This window comes from Alkalicaulis satelles, assembly GCF_008630495.1.
Classification (GTDB): domain Bacteria; phylum Pseudomonadota; class Alphaproteobacteria; order Caulobacterales; family Maricaulaceae; genus Oceanicaulis; species Oceanicaulis satelles.
This window is the reverse complement of sequence record NZ_VWOJ01000001.1, coordinates 902,955-919,942: the sequence shown is the minus strand read 5'-3', so window position 1 is coordinate 919,942 and position 16,988 is coordinate 902,955. Positions and strand designations below refer to the sequence as shown.

The following is a 16,988-nucleotide window of genomic DNA, read 5'->3' as shown; positions in this document are numbered from 1 at the left end:
CGATCACGCCGCCGCCCGCCCTTGACGGGCTTTAAGGGTCTAACCGGCGTCCCCATCCGCAGGCTCAGGCGTGTCTGCTTGAGCCTCCACACCTTCGCGAGCCAGAAAGTAGGCGATGATTCGCTGCGTCGTGTCAGCGTCGAAATCCTGATCAATAATGCCCTGATCATCGCTGATGGGCCGGCCATTGATGGCGAACACCTGAACCGGGTGACGGGCGGAGGTCAGGCGTCCGTCGGGCGAGTCGATCGCTTCCAGCGTCACGCCATTGATGATGAAGGTCGGCGTGCCGCGAATGCCTTCGCGGCTGGCGCGGTTATTGGCGTCCGTCACGGCCTGGAAGATCTCGTCATTATTCATGCAGGCCTGGAACTCGGCGTCAGACAGCCCCGCCGTGCGCGCGATGATGCGAAATTGCTGCTGGCCGCGGCCCTGCTGGATGGCGGCGACCAGGGTCTGTTGCTGGGAAAACAGCAGGTCCAGCACGTCGAAATAGCGCTCTTCCGGCGCGCAGCGCGCCAGCATGAAGCCAGGCGTGGCCAGCGCAGGCAGGCCGGTGATGAATTCGCGGAACACGTAGCGCACTGTGCCGTCGGCCACATACCGGTCGATGACCGGCTTGCCCTCGGCGTGGAAATAGGCGCACGCCGGACAGGCGGTGGAGGCGTATTCGATGAAGGTGAGCGGCGCGTCCGGACGGCCCTTGGCGAAATCGCCCTCGCGCTCGAATGCGGACCGGCCGTCGGACGACCCGTTTCCGCAGCCTGTCAGCACCAGTCCGGCGGCGAGCGCCGCAGTGGCGAACATGCGTGATATCACACCCATCACTCATCTCCCTTCGGGCGCGGCGCCGGGGCGGGTCCGATGCGGACGCCCTCGCGTTCCTCCACCGCGCGCTGGAATTCAGCCATGATCCTATCAAGGCTTTGGGCCTCAGTGTCCAGACCTGACGGCGCCGCAGGGCGTTGGCTCTGCCGGGGCGCGGCGGGCGCCAGCCCCGCCAGCGGCCCTTGCACGATGCGCAAACGCTTTGGCGCGCGCCCGGCATAGCGCGCCACGCGCTCCAGAATGCGCGCCGATTGCGCCTCCACCAGCGCCGCGGCGGGGCCGCGCGCGCGCACCACCAGGGTCAGCCCGCCCGCGCCGGCCTGCATCTTCTCCGGGCGCGAATGGGCGGCCAGCGGTGCGCCGACAATCTCCGCCCAGTGCTCGGCCAGCTCGCTCACGCCCGGCCCGTGATGGACCGCCAGGGGTTTGAGCACTTTGGCCAGCGCGCGCGATACTGCAGGCGGCGGGGCGATGGCCGGGCGCCCGCGATGGCGCTGGGCCCAGGCCCACGCCTCGGCCTCCGCCTGCCCGTCGCCGGGGCGGATCAGGCGGCGCGCGCCGCTTGACGGAGGGGGCGGACGTTTCATGTTGGTCAGGATCGCTCCCGTCCGGCGCGCTGGCAAGCGTGCGCCTGCGCGCGCTGGAGATTTGTAATGAGGCCGCCTCTCGTGAACCCGTCATGACCCCGGCCCTGCGCGGTGACGCGCCCGCCCTGCGCGCAGCGCTCCTCGAGTGGTATGACCGCCAGGGCCGGACCCTGCCCTGGCGGGTGCGGCCTGAAGACCGGGCGCGCGGCGTGGCGCCCGACCCGTACGCCGTCTGGCTGTCGGAAATCATGCTGCAACAGACCACCGTGCCTCATGCCGCGCCCTACTGGGCGCGCTTCCTGCAGCTCTGGCCGCGCATCGAAGACCTGGCTGACGCCCCGCGCGAGGATGTGATGCGGGAGTGGGCGGGGCTGGGCTATTACGCCCGGGCGCGCAATCTGCACGCCTGCGCGCAGATGGTGGCGTCCCAGCTGGGCGGGCGTTTCCCCAGCGATCTTGACGGCTTGCGCGCCCTTCCCGGGATTGGCGAGTACACCGCCAATGCGATCCGCGCCGCCGCCTTTGACCTGCCCGCCAGCGTGGTGGACGGCAATGTGGAGCGGGTGATCACCCGCCTGTTCGCCATGGAGGCGCCGCTGTCCTCCGCCAAGCCGGCCATCCGAAAAGAAGCGTCCCGGCTCGCCGATCCGGACCGCCCGGGCGATTATGCGCAAGCCATCATGGACCTGGGCGCGACCGTGTGCACGCCCAAGAACCCGTCCTGCGGGACATGTCCCTGGGCCCGGGCCTGCGCGGCGCGGGCGCAAGGCGATCCTTTGCGCTATCCGGTCAAGCCGGTCAGGAAACCCAAGCCCGTGCGCCATGGGCTGGCCTTCGTCATCCTGCGCGGCGGCGCAGGCCGTCGTGAGGTGTATGTGCGGCCCCGGCCTGACAAGGGTTTGCTGGGCGGCATGCTGGAAACGCCGGGCAGTGAGTGGCTGGAGGATGTGGGGGCGCTGCCCTCACGGGACGCCGCAGCGCCCGCAGCGCTGAACTGGCGCAAGGCCAGCGGGGTGTCCCACGTCTTCACCCATTTTGCGCTGGAGCTGACGGTTTATGCCGCGCGCGCCCCGAAAGGCTGGCGCGGGCCGGACGCGCACGGGCGCTGGGTTCCCGCCGAGCCGCTCTCGGCGTCCGGTCTGCCCAGTGTGATGAAAAAAGCTGTGCGCGCCGCGCTGGGGTGAGGCCTGCTCAGACGCCTTCCATCTCGGCGCGGATGCGCGCGCGCAGCACGTCGATGGGGGCGAGTTGCCCCGACTGGCGCACATGCCAGAAGGTCCAGCCATTGCAGGCCGGCGCGCCCTGGACATGGGCGCCCATCTGGTGGATCGAGCCGGTCTCGCCGCCTGCGGCCACCGTGCCGTCAGGACGCACCCGCGCCGTGCGCCGGCCTTGGGCGCAATAGAGCGTATCGCCGGGCTTCAGGAGCCCTGCCTCCACCACCGCCCCGAACGGGATGCGCGGCAAGGCGCGCTTGGACTGGGTGACTTTCAGGTCCGCGTCCGCCGCCGGGCTGATCGCCGCGATGCGCCGGCGGGCGATGTCGGCGTATCCCGCATCGGCCTCGATGCCGATAAAGCGCCGGCCAAGCTTGCGCGCCACCGCGCCGGTGGTGCCCGTGCCGAAGAACGGGTCCAGGATGATGTCGCCGGGATTGGAGGTGGCCAGCAGCACGCGGTGCAACAGCGCCTCGGGCTTCTGGGTGGGATGGGCCTTGCGGCCATCGCCGGTTTTCAGCCGCTCGCCCCCGGCGCAGATCGCCAGCGTCCAGTCGGAGCGCATCTGCACCCCGTCATTGAGCGCCTTCATGGCGGCATAGTTGAAGGTGACGCGCGAAGCCTTGGTCTTGCCCGCCCAGATCAGCGTCTCATGGGCGTTGGTGAAGCGCGTGCCCTTGAAATTGGGCATCGGGTTGGACTTGCGCCAGATCACGTCATTATGGATCCAGAAGCCCATGTCCTGAAGAAACGCGCCGACGCGGAAAATATTGTGATAGCTGCCGATGGTCCACAGCGCGCCATCGGGCTTGAGCACGCGGCGGGCCTGTTCCAGCCAGGCGCAGGAGAACAGGTCGTAATCGTCGAAATCGCCGATCTGGTCCCAGTCGTCATCGACGGCGTCGACGCGCGAATTGTCCGGCCGGTGCAGATCGCCGCCCAGCTGGAGATTATAGGGCGGATCGGCGAAGACGAGATCGACGCTCTCGTCAGGCAGGTCCGCCATCACCTCCACGCAATCGCCGACCAGAACCTGGTCAGCCGGGAGATTGTTTTTGTCTGCGCCTGACACCGGTTTCGCCCCGCATTGAAAAATTCATCACGCGCACAGGGATGAATCAGTCCGGCTTACCCGTTGGTTAAGCGCGATTCATCGCATGCTGCGCAAAGCCGCGCGCCTGGAGCGCGCCCTGCACAGGGCCATAGCTTAGCCGATGGATGGGGCAGGGGCCTAACGCTTCAAGGGCGGCGCGGTGCGCGGCGCTGGGATAGCCCTTGTGGCCGGCGAAGCCGTATCCGGGAAACCGCAAGTCCGCATCCGCCATCAGCGCGTCGCGGGTGGTCTTGGCGATGATGCTGGCTGCAGCGATGGCCGGCTCGCTGGCGTCGCCGCCGACAATCGCGCGGGCGGGCGCGGCCAGGCCCGGCGGCAGCTGATTGCCGTCAATGAGGATCATGTCCGGCTTTTGCGACAGGCCCGCCACGGCGCGCGCCATGGCCGCGAGGCTGGCGTGGAGCACGTTGAGCCGGTCGATCTCGGCCGGCTCGGCCAGGGCGACTGACACAATGGCTTCGGCCCGGATCACCGCCGCCAGCGCCGCGCGCCGCTTTGCTGTGAGCTTTTTGGAATCGTCGAGTGCATCCAGTGCGGAGAAGCCCTCCGGCAGGATCACGGCGGCGGCGGCCACCGGCCCGGCCAGCGGCCCGCGCCCGGCCTCGTCCACGCCGGCGATGAGGGGGCCGGCGATGAGGGGGAGGGAAGACGTCATGGCGGGCTTGATAGCGCCGCCGGAGCGGGGCTGCAAAGATCAATCCGCGCGCGCGTCTGCAGGCGGGTTGTCCGGCCATCGTTCGCGTACAGCCGGTCCGATCAGCTCGATCCTGTCCGTGATAATGCCGCCACGAAAATTGCGCCGCAGGGCGCCGAGGCTTGCGGGATCGTCAAGGCCGACATTCTGAGGCCGGGTGATGTCTGTTTCTCCGCCGATGAAGACCGGGGTGTTGACCGCCTCCATCCGGGCGATGAAACGGTTCGGCCATCCCCAGAGCATCCACGTCATATTGACGGGCGCGCCCGCAAAGCCGTCATGGCAGGCGCGCGGCACATACCCGCTCCAGCCCAGCAGCATATAGCGCCTCATGCAGGTCATGACCTGTTGTTTGGAGAACGCGGTCATGTCCGGCCGCAGCGCATTGAGACGCTCGGCGGCGCGCGGCCCGGCGATCACCATCAGGCGGTCCGGATTGGCGCCGGGATGCGCTTCGAGCCAGGCGTGCAGGCGGTCAGCCTCGCTGGCCTGATTGCTCTTGATGTCGACCAGGAAGCGGCGCTCGGGAAATGTCTCCAGCACCTCGCCCAGTGTTGGCATCAGCCCGTAGCCTGAGCCTCTGAGCGGAAAGGTTTCGCCGCCGTCGAACGTGTATCCGTAAGCGATATCAAGCTGTTTGAGCTTATCAACGCTATGGTCGCGCGTGCGCCCGCTTCCATTGGTGCGGCACTCCAGCGTCCAGTCATGAAAGACGATGAAATCGCCATCACTGGTCGCGTGAATGTCGAACTCGACGATATCGGCGCCGTATTCAAAGGCGGCGGCCATCGAGGCCAGCGTGTTCTCGAGATAGCTGTGGCCCGAAGGCAGGGACTGGGCGGCGGTGCAGGTCTCGTTGGTCAGGCCTTCACGGCTGAACTGCTGATAGACGCCCCGGTGCGCCATTAACTCCAGCCTGTCAGGCGCAGGCGCCAGCCAGGACGCGTTGTTGAGATAGACGCCGCCGGCGGCGAGGATGACGGCGCCAATAATCGCGTGGTGAATCTTCATCTATCGCTCCCCGGTGATTTGACCGGTGAGTTTGCCGGGGTTTGCGCCCGTAATGAGGCGCGCTCCGCTGCAAGGGCAATGATCGCCGGAACGCGTTTTATGTGGCAGGCTGGACGGGTGAACACAGGGAGGCGATGATGGCGGGGCAGGGCCGGGTGATGGGCGTGGGCGGGGTGTTCGTGAAATCGGCCGATCCCGAGGCGACGCGCCGCTGGTATGCCCAGGCGCTGGGGCTGGAGCGCAACGAGTATGGCGAGTTCGACTTCCGCCATACCGCCAGCGCCGAGGCCTGGCGGGACGGCGCGCGCACCATCTTCGCCCGCTTCAATGCCGACACCACCTATTTCGACCCTTCACCCCACCCGGTCATGATCAATCTCATGGTCGATGATCTCGACGCGGTCATGGCCCGGCTCGCCAGCCACGGCGTGGCGCTCATCGGGGAGCCGGAAGACTATCCCTATGGCCGCTTCGCCTGGGTGATGGACCCGGACGGGGTCAAGATCGAGCTCTGGCAGCCCGTCCACGCCTGAGGGGCGGGGCGGAGCCCTCAAAACAAACTCATCTGCGCGCTGTCCTCGGGTGGAACGCGGAACAGATCGGTGCGAAGGGCGAGGCGCGGGGTGTCCAGGCCATGGCGGCGGATGGCGGCGCGGAAGCGCGTGGCGATCAGGGCGGCGACCGGGCCTTCGCCCACGCCGCGCACATGCCAGCGCGCATCGTAATCCTTGCCGCCGCGGGTCTGGCGGATGAGGCTCATGATCTTGGCGGCCGCATTGGGGCGGTGGATGTCGAGCCAGTCCCTGAACAGATCGCGCACCTCCAGCGGCAGGCGCAGCAGCACATAGCCGGCCTGGCGCGCCCCGGCCCCGGCGGCGGCCTCGATCAGCGCCTCGATCTCATGGTCATTGAGCCCGGGAATGATGGGCGCGGTCATCACCGTCACCGGCACGCCGGCGCCGGTCAGCGCGCGTATGGCGTCCAGCCGGCGCCGGGGCGTGGCGGCGCGCGGCTCCAGGGTGCGGGCGAGTTCCGCGTCCAGCGTGGTCAGCGAGACCGCCGCTTTGGCCAGGCCCTGTGCGGCCAGGTCGCCCAGTATGTCGAGATCGCGCACGATCCCGGCCGATTTGGTGATGACGCTGACCGGGTGGCGGAACTCAAGGCAGGTTTCCAGCAGCCGCCGGGTCAGGCGCAGCTGGCGCTCCACGGGCTGGTAGGCGTCGGTATTGGCGCCGATGAGGATGGGTTCGGGCCGGTAGCCGGGCTTGCGGAAGGCGGCGGCCAGCAGGTCCGGCGCGCCGGGCTTGAAGAATATCCGGCTTTCGAAATCGATCCCCGCCGAATAGCCCCAATAGGCGTGGCTGGGGCGGGCGAAGCAGTAGACGCAGCCATGCTCGCAGCCGCGATAGGGATTGACCGAGTGGTCGAAGCTGATGTCCGGGCTGTCATTGCGGGTGATGATGGAGCGCGCATTGTCGCGGATCAGCGTGGTGCGCAGCTTCGGCGCGGCCGCTTCGGCGCCGGTCCAGCCATCATCCACCGGCGCGCGCGTTTCGCGCTCATAGCGTCCGGCATCGTTGGACGCCGCCCCGCGCCCGCGTGGTCGCAAGGGCTCGGGCAGGGGCGCAGAGGCGCGGGCGGGGGTGAAGCGGGCGTTCATGGGCTCAAGCCTGCCGCACGCACTGGAACAGATCAAGAACAAAATCGGGTTGACAGAGGGGCGCCGGCGCGGTTCAAGCTGGCGGTCATGTCCCGTCTGGCGGTCGTCATTCCCACCCTGAACGCCGCTGCGGGCCTGCCTGCGGCGCTGGCCAGCCTGTCGCCGGCGCAGCGCCTGGGATATCTCGGGCCGGTGATCGTGTCCGATGGCGGATCGAGCGACGCAACGCTGGATATCGCGCGCAAGGCCGGCTGCGCCATCGTCACGGGCGCGCAGGGCCGGGGCGCGCAGCTGGCGGCGGGGGCTGGAGCGGCGCGCGGGCAGATCACAGCCGATGACTGGCTCATGTTCGTGCATGCCGACACGGTGATGCAGCCGGGCTGGGCGCGCGAGGCCAAGGCCTTCATGGCGCGCCATGCCGGGCGCGACCGGGCGGGCTATTTCCGCTTTGCGCTCGATGACATGAGCCCCGCCGCGCGCCGTCTGGAAGCGGCGGTGCGCCTGCGCTGCCAGCTGTTCGCGCTGCCCTATGGCGATCAGGCGCTGGTGATCAATGCCGGGTTCTATGACCGGCTGGGTGGCTACAAGCCCATGCCCCTGTTTGAGGATGTGGACCTCGTCCGGCGCATCACGCGCGCACGCCTTGAGCCGCTGCACAGCGCGGCGGTGACCAGTGCGGCGAAATTCCGCGCTGAAGGCTATGGCCGCCGCTCGCGGCGCAATCTGGTGCTGCTGGCGCGTTATTTCATGGGCGCGGATCCGGGCCGGCTCGCCGCTGCCTATCGCCGATGACCCGGCCGGTTCTGGTGATCTTCGCCAAGGCGCCCGTGATCGGCGGCGCCAAGACGCGCCTGGCGCGCGGCATCGGCAAGGTCAGCGCCTGGCGCCTCTACCGCGCCATGACCGCGCGCCTGATGCGCCGCCTGGCTGACCGGCGCTGGGACACGGTGCTGGCTGTGGCGCCGGACGCAGCCTTGAAACGATGTTTCCCGGGTGTCTGGCCGCCGGGCGTGAAGCGCCGCGCCCAAGGGCCTGGCGATCTGGGCGCGCGGCAGGCGCGTGTTTTTTCAGGGCGCGGGCCGGTCTGCGTGATCGGGTCAGATGCGCCGGACGTGACGCGCGCCGATATCGCCAGCGCCTTCAAGGCGCTCAAACGCCATGACGCGGTGACCGGCCCGGCGCTGGATGGCGGCTACTGGCTCCTCGCCCTCAACGCCCCGGCGCCGCGCGGGCTTTTTGAGGGCGTGCGCTGGTCGCATGCGCAAACGCTCAGCGATCTGGAAGCGCGCCTGGCGGCTCATGGCCTCAGCGTTGCGCGCCTGCGCGCGCTGGCCGATGTGGATGAGGCGGGCGATCTCAGGCGTCAGAACCGTCCAGCTTCGCCTTGAGGCTCAGCAGGTCTTCCCAGGCGCGCGCCTTTTCCTGCGGGCGGCGCAGGAGGAAGGCGGGGTGGTAGATGGGCAGGGCCGGGACCGGCGCGCCGCCTTCGGGCGCAAATTCGCTCCAGCGCCCGCGCAGGGCGGTGATGCCGGCGCTGGCGCGCAGGAAGGTCTGGGCGGCGATGCCGCCGGCGAACACCACCACATCCGGCGCGGCCAGGGCGATATGGCGCTCGGCGAAGGGGCGGCAGGCCTCGATCTCCACATCGGTGGGCTTGCGATTGCCCGGCGGGCGCCAGAACACGGCGTTGGAGATGTAATAGTCCTCCGGCCCCAGCCCGATGGCGCCCAGCATGCGGTCCAGAAGCTGGCCCGAGCGCCCGACAAAGGGCTGGCCCTCCATATCCTCCTCGCGCCCGGGCGCCTCGCCCACGATCATCAGGCGCGCGCCCGGATTGCCGCGGGCGAAGACCAGCCGGGTGGCGGTGGCTTTCAGCGGGCAGCCCTCATAGGCCTCCAGCGCGGCCCTGAGCGCCTCGAGGCTATCGGCGCCCGCCGCCAGCTTGCGCGCGTCCTCGCCGGGCGGCGGGGCTCCGAATCCGGCTGCGCGCGCCGCGGCGGGCGTGGCGCGCGGCGCGGGCTCTTCGCGCGCCCGGCGCGGGGCGGGTTCGCTGGCGGGCTCCTGTCGCCGGGCGGGGCGGGTGCCGGGCGGCGGGCCCAGCACGTCCACGCCCGCCTGCTCCCACCATTGTGTGAGGCTCTTGAGCACACGGATGTCTTCAGGGCTCAGCGCGGCGGTCATGGGACGGGCTCTGCAGGCGAAGTGGCGCAAGGGCGGGGTTCGCCCTAGCTCACAGGGAAACCCTAGGCTAAGACGGGTTAGGGGCGCGCGCCAGCGATTGCGCTGCGCCCCCGGCATGAACAGCAGCGGGAGGCGAGTGTGGCCGAACAGACCATCGAGCGCGAATCCATGGAATACGACGTCGTCATCGTGGGCGCCGGCCCGGCGGGCCTGGCCGCAGCGATCCGGCTGAAACAGGCCGCTGAAGCGAGCGGTCAGGACGTCTCGGTGGCGGTGATTGAAAAAGGCTCCGAGGTCGGCGCCCATATCCTGTCGGGCGTGGTGTTCGATCCCAAGGCCCTCGACGAGCTGATCCCCGACTGGCGCGACGATCCGTCCCAGCCCTTCGACACGGAAGTGACCGAGGACAAGTTCATCCTGCTGGGCGAAGCCGGTTCGGCCACCATTCCAAGCTTTTCCATGCCGGCCTTCATGCACAATCACGGCTGCTATGTGGGCTCGCTGGCCAATGTGTGCCGCTGGCTGGGCGACAAGGCCGAAGCGCTGGGCGTGGAGATCTATCCCGGCTTCCCGGCGGCGTCTTTCATCGAGGAAGACGGCGTGGTCAAAGGCGTGATCACCGGCGATATGGGCGTGGGGCGCGACGGCCAGCCCAAGGACGCCTATCAGCCCGGCATGGAGCTGCGCGCCCGCTACACCCTGATCGGGGAGGGCGCGCGCGGCAGCCTGTCCAAAGAGCTGATCAAGCTCTACGGCCTGGACGCCAACAGCGAGCCGCAGAAATACGGGCTGGGCATGAAGGAGCTCTGGCGCGTCAAGCCGGAGAACCACCACAAGGGCCGTGTCCAGCACACCATGGGCTGGCCGCTGGATAACGAGACCGGCGGCGGTTCCTTCCTCTATCATTTCGGCGACAATCTGGTCGCGGTCGGGTTTGTGGTGCACCTCAATTACAAGAACCCGCACCTGTTCCCCTTCGGCGAGTTCCAGCGCTTCAAGACCCATCCCGACATCGCCCCCATCTTCGAGGGCGCCGAGCGCCTGTCCTATGGCGCGCGCGCCATCACCGAGGGCGGGTTCCAGTCCGTGCCCAAGCTCGCCTTCCCTGGCGGCGCGCTGATCGGCTGTTCGGCGGGCTTTGTGAACGTGCCGCGAATCAAGGGCAGCCATAACGCCATGAAGACCGGCATGATGGCCGCTGAGGCTGTGGCCGGGGCGCTCAAGGAAGGCCGCGCCCACGACACGCTGGAGGCCTATGAAAGCGCCTATGAAAAGAGCTGGGTGCGCGCCGAGCTGAAAAAGGTGCGCAACGTCAAGCCGCTCTGGTCGAAATTCGGCACGGTGATCGGCGTGGCGCTGGGCGGGATTGAGATGTGGACCACCCACATGTTTGGCGGCTTCTCCTTCTTTGGCACGCTCAAGCATGGCGGGCCGGACCATGCGGCCACCAAACCGGCCGCCGATTGCAAGCCGATCGAGTATCCCAAACCGGATGGCGTGCTGACCTTCGACCGCCTGTCCTCGGTGTTCATCTCCAACACCAATCATGAAGAGGACCAGCCCATTCACCTCCGGCTTGCCGATGCGGATCTGCAAAAAGCCAGCGAGCTGGATGTGTATGGCGGCCCCTCGGCGCGCTATTGCCCGGCGGCGGTGTATGAGTGGGTGGCCGATGAAAAGAGCGGCGAGCCGCGCTTCGTGATCAACGCCCAGAACTGCGTCCACTGCAAGACGTGCGATATCAAGGACCCGAACCAGAACATCAACTGGACCACGCCTGAAGGCGCGGGCGGCCCCAATTACCCCAATATGTGAGGCGTGGAGCGTTCAAGCGTTCCGCGGGCGCGATGCGCGCACTGATCGTGATCCTGGCCATGGCCCTGCCCGCCGCCGCTTGCGCGGGCGGGCCGCGCTTTCTGCCGCCTGATGATGATGAGGCTCCGCCATCGGCCTATGGCGCGTTTCTGTCGGCGCGCTATGCCGCGCAGATGCGCGATATCGAGGCCTCTGCGGCCTATTATGACGCTGCGCTGGACCAGGCGCCCGGCCTGGATCTGATCGCCGACCGCGCCTTTTCCAGCGCCCTGCTGGCGGGTGATTTCGCCCGCGCCGACCGCCTGGCGCCCGGTACGGTGCGCGATGGCGCGCCGGGGGGCGTGGCCAGTCTCTATCTGATGTCTGCAGCGCTGGCCGGGTCGCGCGTCCCGGCCCTTCCCCAGGAAAGCTATGGCCCGTTCGGCGAGATGATCGCGGCCATGCTGGAGGACTGGCGCCTGGCCGCGCGCGGGCGCGCCAGCGCCGCGGCGGCCGCGGCCGGGAGCCATGACCTGATGATGGGCGCGGCCGGCCATCTGCTGGTCCATCAGGCCCTGATCCTGGAAGCCGCGGGTGAGTATGACCGGGCTGAAGCGGCCTATCGTGCGGCGGATCAGACCCTGTCCATGCGCAATTTCACCACCGTTTTGCTGGGCGCCTTTCTGGAGCGGCGCGGGCGCCGGTCCGAGGCCGGGCGGATCTATGAACGCCAGCTCGCCCGGTCAGGCCAGGATGGCGATCCTGAAGTCGCCGCCGCGCTGGAGCGGGTGCGGGCGGGCGGGCGGGCGCCGCGCTTTCCTGCTGCGCCGCAAGCGGCGGCGCGCGCGGTGCACGGCCCGGCCCAGCTGTTGATGTCTCATGCCCCGGTGGAGGTTCCCGTCCTCTATATGCGCATGGCCCAGCGGCTCGATCCGGATTTTGACCGCAATACCCTGGCTGTGGCTGACGCGCTGCGGGCCCTGGGGATCGATGACGCCGCGCGCACGGCTTACGCCTCGGTGCGCGAGGGGCCTTTCGCCGAGCGCGCCGCCGCGTCGGCGGCCTGGATCGATTTCGATACCGGCGCGCGCCAGGAGGCTGTCGACCGCGCCCGCGCCATGGCCGGGCGCACCCGCACCCCTGCGGCGCGCGAACTGCTGGCCAATCTTCTGCAGGCCTCGCGCGAGTGCGAGGCGGCTGAAGCGCTCTATCTGTCCCTGGTCGAGGAGGCCGAAGCTGCGGGCGATGAGCCAGACTGGCGCCATTTCTATCTGGCCGGCAGCTGCCGGCTGTCGCGCGCGGGCTGGAGCGAGGCCGAGCCCTTGATGATGCGCGCGCTGGAACTGGCGCCCGATGAGGCGTCGGTGCTCAATGATGTGGGCTATTCCCTGATCGTCGAGGGCCAGGTCGAGGAAGGCCTGGCCATGGTCGAGCGCGCCGTGGCCCAGGAGCCGGACAACGCCGCCTTGCTCGATTCCATGGGCTGGGGCCTGTTCCGCGCCGGCGAACCCGAGGCGGCGGTGGACTGGCTGGAGCGCGCCAGCGAGCGCGCGCCGGACAATCCGGTGATCAACTGGCATCTGGGCGACGCCTATGCGGCGACGGGCCGGGTGCTGGAGGCGGGCTTCCAGTGGCGGCGCGCCCTGGAGCTGGGCCCCGATGCCGATCTGGCCGCCTTGCTCGCCCGGCGCCTGGAGCTGGGCCTGGAGGCCGGTCCGGTGGAGGCGTCATGAGCCTGTCCATGCGTGAGGGCGTGGAAGCGTTCGCGCCGGCCAAGGTCAATCTGACCCTGCGCGCCGGCGCAGCGCGCGCAGACGGCTATCACCCGCTGGACTCGCTGGTGGTGTTCGCTGACTGGGGCGACACCGTCATCGCCGAACCGGGCGAGGGACTCTCTCTTTCCATTGAGGGCGAAGGGGCGTCCGCTCTGGCGGGCGAGACCCAGAACCTGGTTCTCAAGGCCGCCTGGGCGCTGCGCGCTGCGGCGGGGCAGCGCGAGCTGGGCGCCAGGCTGACCCTGGTCAAACGCCTGCCCGTGGCGGCGGGGCTGGGGGGCGGATCCTCCGACGCGGCGGCGGCCCTGAGGGCGCTGGCCTTGCTGTGGGAGCTGGATTTCTCCCTGCGTCAGCTGGCCGAAATCGGCTCGGTGGTGGGCGCGGACGTGCCGGTCTGCGTCCATGCCCGCGCATCGCGCATGAGCGGCATTGGCGAACAGGTCGCGCCGCTGGCCGCCTGGCCGTCCCTGCCCGCCCTGATCCTGCATCCCGGCGCGGCGCTGTCCACCAGGGACGTGTTCACCGCCTTTGATGCGGACAACCCCGCCGCTCTGGCGCCGGGCGGCCTGCCCGCTGCAGGCGGGCTGGAGGGGGCGCTGCGCGTGCTGGAGACCTCGGGCAATGATCTGGAAGCGCCGGCGCTGAGGCTGCGCCCCGTGATCGGAGAAGCGCTGGCGCTGCTGAGGGAGATGCCCGGCGCGCGCCTGGCGCGCATGTCCGGCTCGGGCGCCAGCTGTTTCGCCATTTTCGAGACGCTGGATGCGGCGCAACACTGCGCCGGCCTGATCCAGCGCGCCCGTCCGGACTGGACGGCGGCGCCGGTGACTTTCGGGGGCGCGGCGTGATCGCGGTGATCCTCTCAATCCTGGCCGCCAGCCTCATCGCCAGTGCGGGCGTGACGGCGCTGGCCTGGCGCGCAGGCGTGCTCGACATGCCCAATGCGCGCTCCAGTCATGGCGCGCCGACGCCGCGCGCCGGCGGGCTGGGCGTGATGGCCGGGCTGGGCGCCGGGGCGCTGGCGGCCAGCGCGTTTGCGCTGTCAGGCGGGCCGCTGGCGGGATTGCTCATCCTGGCGGCGGCGTTTGCGGTGATGGGGTTCGCCGATGATCTGATCACGCTGGGCGAGGCCGGCAAATTCCTCGCCAGCGTCTTCCTGTGCATCGCCGTGGCCGCTATGGCCGGGCCGGTGACCCATATTCCGCTGGACGGCGATATCGCCCTGGGCCTGCCGCTCTGGCTCGGATGGGCGGGCTCGGCCCTGTTCGTGTTCGTGGCGGTCAATGCGGTCAATTTCATGGACGGCTCGGACGGGATGTTTCCCGCCGTGATGATCCCGGCCAGCCTGGGGCTGGCGGTGGCGGGTCTGGTCACGGGCGTCAACGCCAGCGTGATCATCGGTTTCGCGCTGGCCGCAGGTCTTGCAGGCTTCGCCGCGTTCAACTGGCCCCCGGCAAAAGTGTTTGCGGGCGATGTGGGCGCGCTGGGCGCCGGGGCGGCGTATGCGGGCGGCGCGCTGGCGCTGGCCGGGCAGGGCGTGCCCGGATCGATGTGGCTGGCGCCGCTCTTCATCCTGGTGTTTCTCGCCGACGTGCTTCTGACCCTGTTGCGCCGGGCGCGTTATGGCCGCTTCTCGCTCATGGCCCATCGCGAGCACGCCTATCAGCGCCTCATTGATGCAGGCTGGAGCCACAGGCGCGTTGCGCTGGCCTATGGCGGGCTGAGCGTGCTGATCGTGGTCTCGGGGCTCGCCGCCGCGCAAGGGCCCGACATCGCGCCCTTCCTTGTGTTCTGGGGCTGGACCGCGATCCTCACCGTCCTGCACATGCTGGCCGGACGGCTGGCGCTCGGATCACAGAGCTAGCGCACGCGCCGGATCGAACGGATGGTCACAGGCTCTGTCAGGAATTGATGGGCGAAGCCTTCGGGCGCGCCCTCATGGCCGCCGGCGGCGCCATTCATGATCGCCTCGGCGATCTCGATCCCCTCCACCACCTGACCGAACACGGCATAGCCCGCCTCGTCGCCGGGATTGCGCCCGTCCGGGCCGGCGTCGAGCCCGGGCGTGTCATTGAGCATGATGAAGAACTCGGTGGTCGCCGTGCCCACATCATAGCGCCCCATGGAAACCGCGCCGCGCACATGGGACAGGCCGGTCATGTCCGTGCTCTCATGGGCGATGCCTTGCGCTTCGGGCAGGCCCTCAAACCCCCAGCCGCCCTGGATGAGATTCATCGGGTTCTCGATATCGGGCCGGTCATTGTCATCGCGCACCACCCGGTAGAACGACCCGCCTTCAAACGTGCCCGCCTCCACATGGGCCAGGAAATTGGCCACGCTCACCGGCGCCTTGCCGGCGTGCAGCACGATGCGGATCTCGCCCATATCCGTTTCGATCACGGCTTTGGGCAGGGTCTCTTCGGTCACGCCGGCGCCGCCTTCGTCAGCAGGGTTCTGGCAGGCGGCGAGCACAGCGATCAGCGGCAGGGCGAGAAGGCGCAAGGTCATGAGCAGGTCTCCCGGCAGGGCGTCAGCGCCCGCCAGGGATTCGGAGGGCGCCTGTGCGCGCGTGTCAACGCCGGTCCGAATTGGCGCTTGACCGGACAATCGCGCCTGCGCCATGCTGCAGCGCATGATGACGCGCACGGCTTTCTATCGGCTTTTCAGCTATTTTGGCGGTCCCGGGGGGACTGGCTGAGCTCGTCTGCGCACAGATGAAGACCAGTCCGCCCCCGCCCGCCCGGCGGGGGTTTTGCTTTTCAAGGAGACCGCCCATGACGCCGCCCGAGACCCGAAACGAACGCGCCGCCCTGCGCGCGGCCATCGACCGGGCTGATGGAGAGCTGATCAAGCTGCTCGCCGAGCGCCGGCGTCTGGGCGAGGCGCTGGGCGCCCTCAAGGCGGGCGAGCAGACCCCGGTGCGTGATGTGGAGCGCGAGCAGGATGTGATCACGCGCGCCGTGGCGGCGGGGACCGAGCTGGGTCTGGACGCCAGCTTCGTGGAGACGCTGTTCCAGGCGATCATTGATGATTCCCTGCGCCGCCAGCGCGCCGGGCTGGATGCGCGCGCGGGCGACCGGCTGCTGACCGAGGCGCGCGTGGCCTATCTGGGCGGGCCGGGCAGCTATTCCCATTTCGGGGTCTACAGCCATTATTCCGGGCGCTATTCAGGCGTGGCGCCGGTGATCAAACGCGACTATGCGGCCGTGTTTGCGGCGGTGGAGGCGGGCGAGGCCGAATACGGCTTCCTGCCCATCGAGAACACCGCCACGGGCGGCATCGTGGAGGTCTATGACCTGTTGCGCGAGACCCGGCTGAAAATCGCCGGCGAGCATCACCAGCGCATCGTTCACGCCCTGATGGGCAAATCCAGCGATGTGGGCGTGGTGCGCACGGTCTATGGCCACCCCCAGGCGCTGCGCCAGGCCCAGCGCTGGCTCAACGCGCGCCATGACCTCAAGAAGGTTCCGGTCTCCTCCACCACCCGCGCGCTGGAGCGGGCGCTGGACGAGGGCCCGTCGGCAGCCGCCGTCGGCAGCCCGGACGCTGCGCGCCTGTTCGGGCTCAATGTGATCGAGCCCAATATCTCCGACTTCGCCGGCAACGAGACCCGCTTTGTCTCTCTGGCGCTTGATCCGGCGCCGGCCTCGCCGCTCCTGCCGTGCAAGACCTCGCTGGTGGTGATCACCAGCGACGAGGCCGGCTCGCTGATCAGCGCGCTGGAGGGCTTCCGCACCGAAGGGGTGAGCCTGACCAAGCTGGAAAGCCGGCCCGTGCCCGGCGCGCCGTGGGAGCAGCTTTTCTTCATCGATCTGGAAGGCCATGAGAGCGACGCCGCCGTCTCGCGCGCGCTCGACCACCTGGCCCGCCACGCCAGCACCGTGCGCCGGCTGGGCTCTTACGGATCAGACCGGTTGAAGCCAGCCAGCCGGGCAGGCTAAAGGAGTAAGGCAAGGGCGGTTAGCTCAGCTGGCAGAGCATCTCGTTTACACCGAGAGGGTCGGCGGTTCGATCCCGTCACCGCCCACCATGCCCGCCATGACTTCAAGATGCGTCCCGTCTGCAGATCACGCGCAAACGCGCTTGACCGGGGGCGGGAGCAAAAGTAGGAAAGCGCTCCCCGGCCACGC

The 16,988-nt window shown here is 69.0% G+C and carries 17 protein-coding genes and 1 tRNA gene; 10 read left to right on the top strand and 8 right to left on the bottom strand.

The genetic code is table 11. The annotated features are described in order from the left end of the window. Positions 1-39 precede the first annotated feature (39 nt). Both F1654_RS04485 and F1654_RS04480 read right to left on the bottom strand, forming a co-directional pair. Positions 40-825, bottom strand: a complete 786-nt coding sequence (locus F1654_RS04485; protein WP_150022273.1) for a thioredoxin domain-containing protein — start codon at positions 823-825, stop codon at positions 40-42. Further along, complete coding sequence (locus F1654_RS04480; protein ID WP_150022272.1) at positions 825-1,415, bottom strand: DUF721 domain-containing protein; 591 nt, start codon at positions 1,413-1,415, stop codon at positions 825-827. Before F1654_RS04480 ends, F1654_RS04485 begins: the two co-directional genes overlap by 1 nt. Positions 1,416-1,507: 92 nt before the next feature. Between F1654_RS04480 and mutY the strand changes: the two genes are divergently transcribed. After that, positions 1,508-2,599, top strand: a complete 1,092-nt coding sequence (gene mutY / locus F1654_RS04475) for an A/G-specific adenine glycosylase (RefSeq protein ID WP_150022271.1) — start codon at positions 1,508-1,510, stop codon at positions 2,597-2,599. A 7-nt stretch (positions 2,600-2,606) separates the two neighbouring features. Here mutY and F1654_RS04470 read toward each other — a convergent pair whose 3' ends face one another. The 3 genes from F1654_RS04470 to F1654_RS04460 all read right to left on the bottom strand — a co-directional run bounded on the left by F1654_RS04470 (position 2,607) and on the right by F1654_RS04460 (position 5,451). Further along, positions 2,607-3,638: a site-specific DNA-methyltransferase gene (locus F1654_RS04470; RefSeq protein WP_150022561.1), complete on the bottom strand. Its 1,032-nt coding sequence runs from the start codon at positions 3,636-3,638 to the stop codon at positions 2,607-2,609. Positions 3,639-3,771: 133 nt separating this feature from the next. Continuing rightward, positions 3,772-4,401 (bottom strand): ribonuclease HII, encoded by a 630-nt coding sequence (locus tag F1654_RS04465; RefSeq protein WP_150022270.1) that lies wholly within the window; start codon positions 4,399-4,401, stop codon positions 3,772-3,774. Between the two features lie 39 nt (positions 4,402-4,440). Beyond that, complete coding sequence (locus F1654_RS04460; RefSeq protein WP_150022269.1) at positions 4,441-5,451, bottom strand: glycerophosphodiester phosphodiesterase family protein; 1,011 nt, start codon at positions 5,449-5,451, stop codon at positions 4,441-4,443. 137 nt (positions 5,452-5,588) lie between these two features. On the opposite strand from F1654_RS04460, the gene F1654_RS04455 reads away from it, so the two are divergent. Beyond that, on the top strand, positions 5,589-5,984 hold the full coding sequence (locus F1654_RS04455) for a VOC family protein (protein WP_150022268.1): 396 nt from the start codon (positions 5,589-5,591) through the stop codon (positions 5,982-5,984). 17 nt (positions 5,985-6,001) lie between these two features. Here the strand turns inward: F1654_RS04455 and F1654_RS04450 are convergent, their stop codons facing one another. Continuing rightward, the gene (locus tag F1654_RS04450; protein ID WP_150022267.1) at positions 6,002-7,111 is read right to left on the bottom strand and encodes a PA0069 family radical SAM protein; all 1,110 of its coding nucleotides are present in this window, start codon (positions 7,109-7,111) and stop codon (positions 6,002-6,004) included. Positions 7,112-7,198: 87 nt separating this feature from the next. On the opposite strand from F1654_RS04450, the gene F1654_RS04445 reads away from it, so the two are divergent. Then, the gene (locus F1654_RS04445) at positions 7,199-7,903 is read left to right on the top strand and encodes a TIGR04283 family arsenosugar biosynthesis glycosyltransferase (protein ID WP_150022266.1); all 705 of its coding nucleotides are present in this window, start codon (positions 7,199-7,201) and stop codon (positions 7,901-7,903) included. After that, a complete protein-coding gene (locus F1654_RS04440) occupies positions 7,900-8,499 on the top strand; it encodes a TIGR04282 family arsenosugar biosynthesis glycosyltransferase (protein WP_150022265.1) in 600 nt (199 codons plus the stop codon). The genes F1654_RS04445 and F1654_RS04440 overlap by 4 nt, the downstream gene beginning before the upstream one ends. On the opposite strand, the gene F1654_RS04435 is transcribed toward F1654_RS04440, so the two are convergent. Further along, the gene (locus F1654_RS04435; protein ID WP_150022264.1) at positions 8,468-9,292 is read right to left on the bottom strand and encodes a uracil-DNA glycosylase; all 825 of its coding nucleotides are present in this window, start codon (positions 9,290-9,292) and stop codon (positions 8,468-8,470) included. The two genes, F1654_RS04440 and F1654_RS04435, sit on opposite strands and share 32 nt — an antisense overlap. A gap of 168 nt (positions 9,293-9,460) precedes the next feature. On the opposite strand from F1654_RS04435, the gene F1654_RS04430 reads away from it, so the two are divergent. From F1654_RS04430 to F1654_RS04415, 4 genes are read left to right on the top strand one after another with little or no spacing between them, the layout of a single operon-like run. Then, positions 9,461-11,107: an electron transfer flavoprotein-ubiquinone oxidoreductase gene (locus F1654_RS04430; RefSeq protein WP_150022560.1), complete on the top strand. Its 1,647-nt coding sequence runs from the start codon at positions 9,461-9,463 to the stop codon at positions 11,105-11,107. Between the two features lie 32 nt (positions 11,108-11,139). After that, positions 11,140-12,819: a tetratricopeptide repeat protein gene (locus F1654_RS04425; RefSeq protein WP_150022263.1), complete on the top strand. Its 1,680-nt coding sequence runs from the start codon at positions 11,140-11,142 to the stop codon at positions 12,817-12,819. Next, a complete protein-coding gene (locus F1654_RS04420; RefSeq protein WP_150022262.1) occupies positions 12,816-13,706 on the top strand; it encodes a 4-(cytidine 5'-diphospho)-2-C-methyl-D-erythritol kinase in 891 nt (296 codons plus the stop codon). The genes F1654_RS04425 and F1654_RS04420 overlap by 4 nt, the downstream gene beginning before the upstream one ends. Next, complete coding sequence (locus F1654_RS04415; protein ID WP_150022261.1) at positions 13,703-14,722, top strand: MraY family glycosyltransferase; 1,020 nt, start codon at positions 13,703-13,705, stop codon at positions 14,720-14,722. Before F1654_RS04420 ends, F1654_RS04415 begins: the two co-directional genes overlap by 4 nt. On the opposite strand, the gene F1654_RS04410 is transcribed toward F1654_RS04415, so the two are convergent. After that, positions 14,719-15,366, bottom strand: coding sequence for a peptidylprolyl isomerase (locus tag F1654_RS04410; protein ID WP_199200448.1), 648 nt, complete (start codon positions 15,364-15,366; stop codon positions 14,719-14,721). The genes F1654_RS04415 and F1654_RS04410 overlap by 4 nt on opposite strands. A gap of 266 nt (positions 15,367-15,632) precedes the next feature. Here F1654_RS04410 and F1654_RS04405 point away from each other — a divergent pair, with 266 nt between their 5' ends. Both F1654_RS04405 and F1654_RS04400 read left to right on the top strand, forming a co-directional pair. Continuing rightward, positions 15,633-16,799 (top strand): bifunctional chorismate mutase/prephenate dehydratase, encoded by a 1,167-nt coding sequence (locus tag F1654_RS04405; protein WP_150022259.1) that lies wholly within the window; start codon positions 15,633-15,635, stop codon positions 16,797-16,799. 13 nt (positions 16,800-16,812) lie between these two features. Beyond that, positions 16,813-16,888 (top strand) — tRNA-Val (locus F1654_RS04400). Positions 16,889-16,988: the final 100 nt, after the last annotated feature.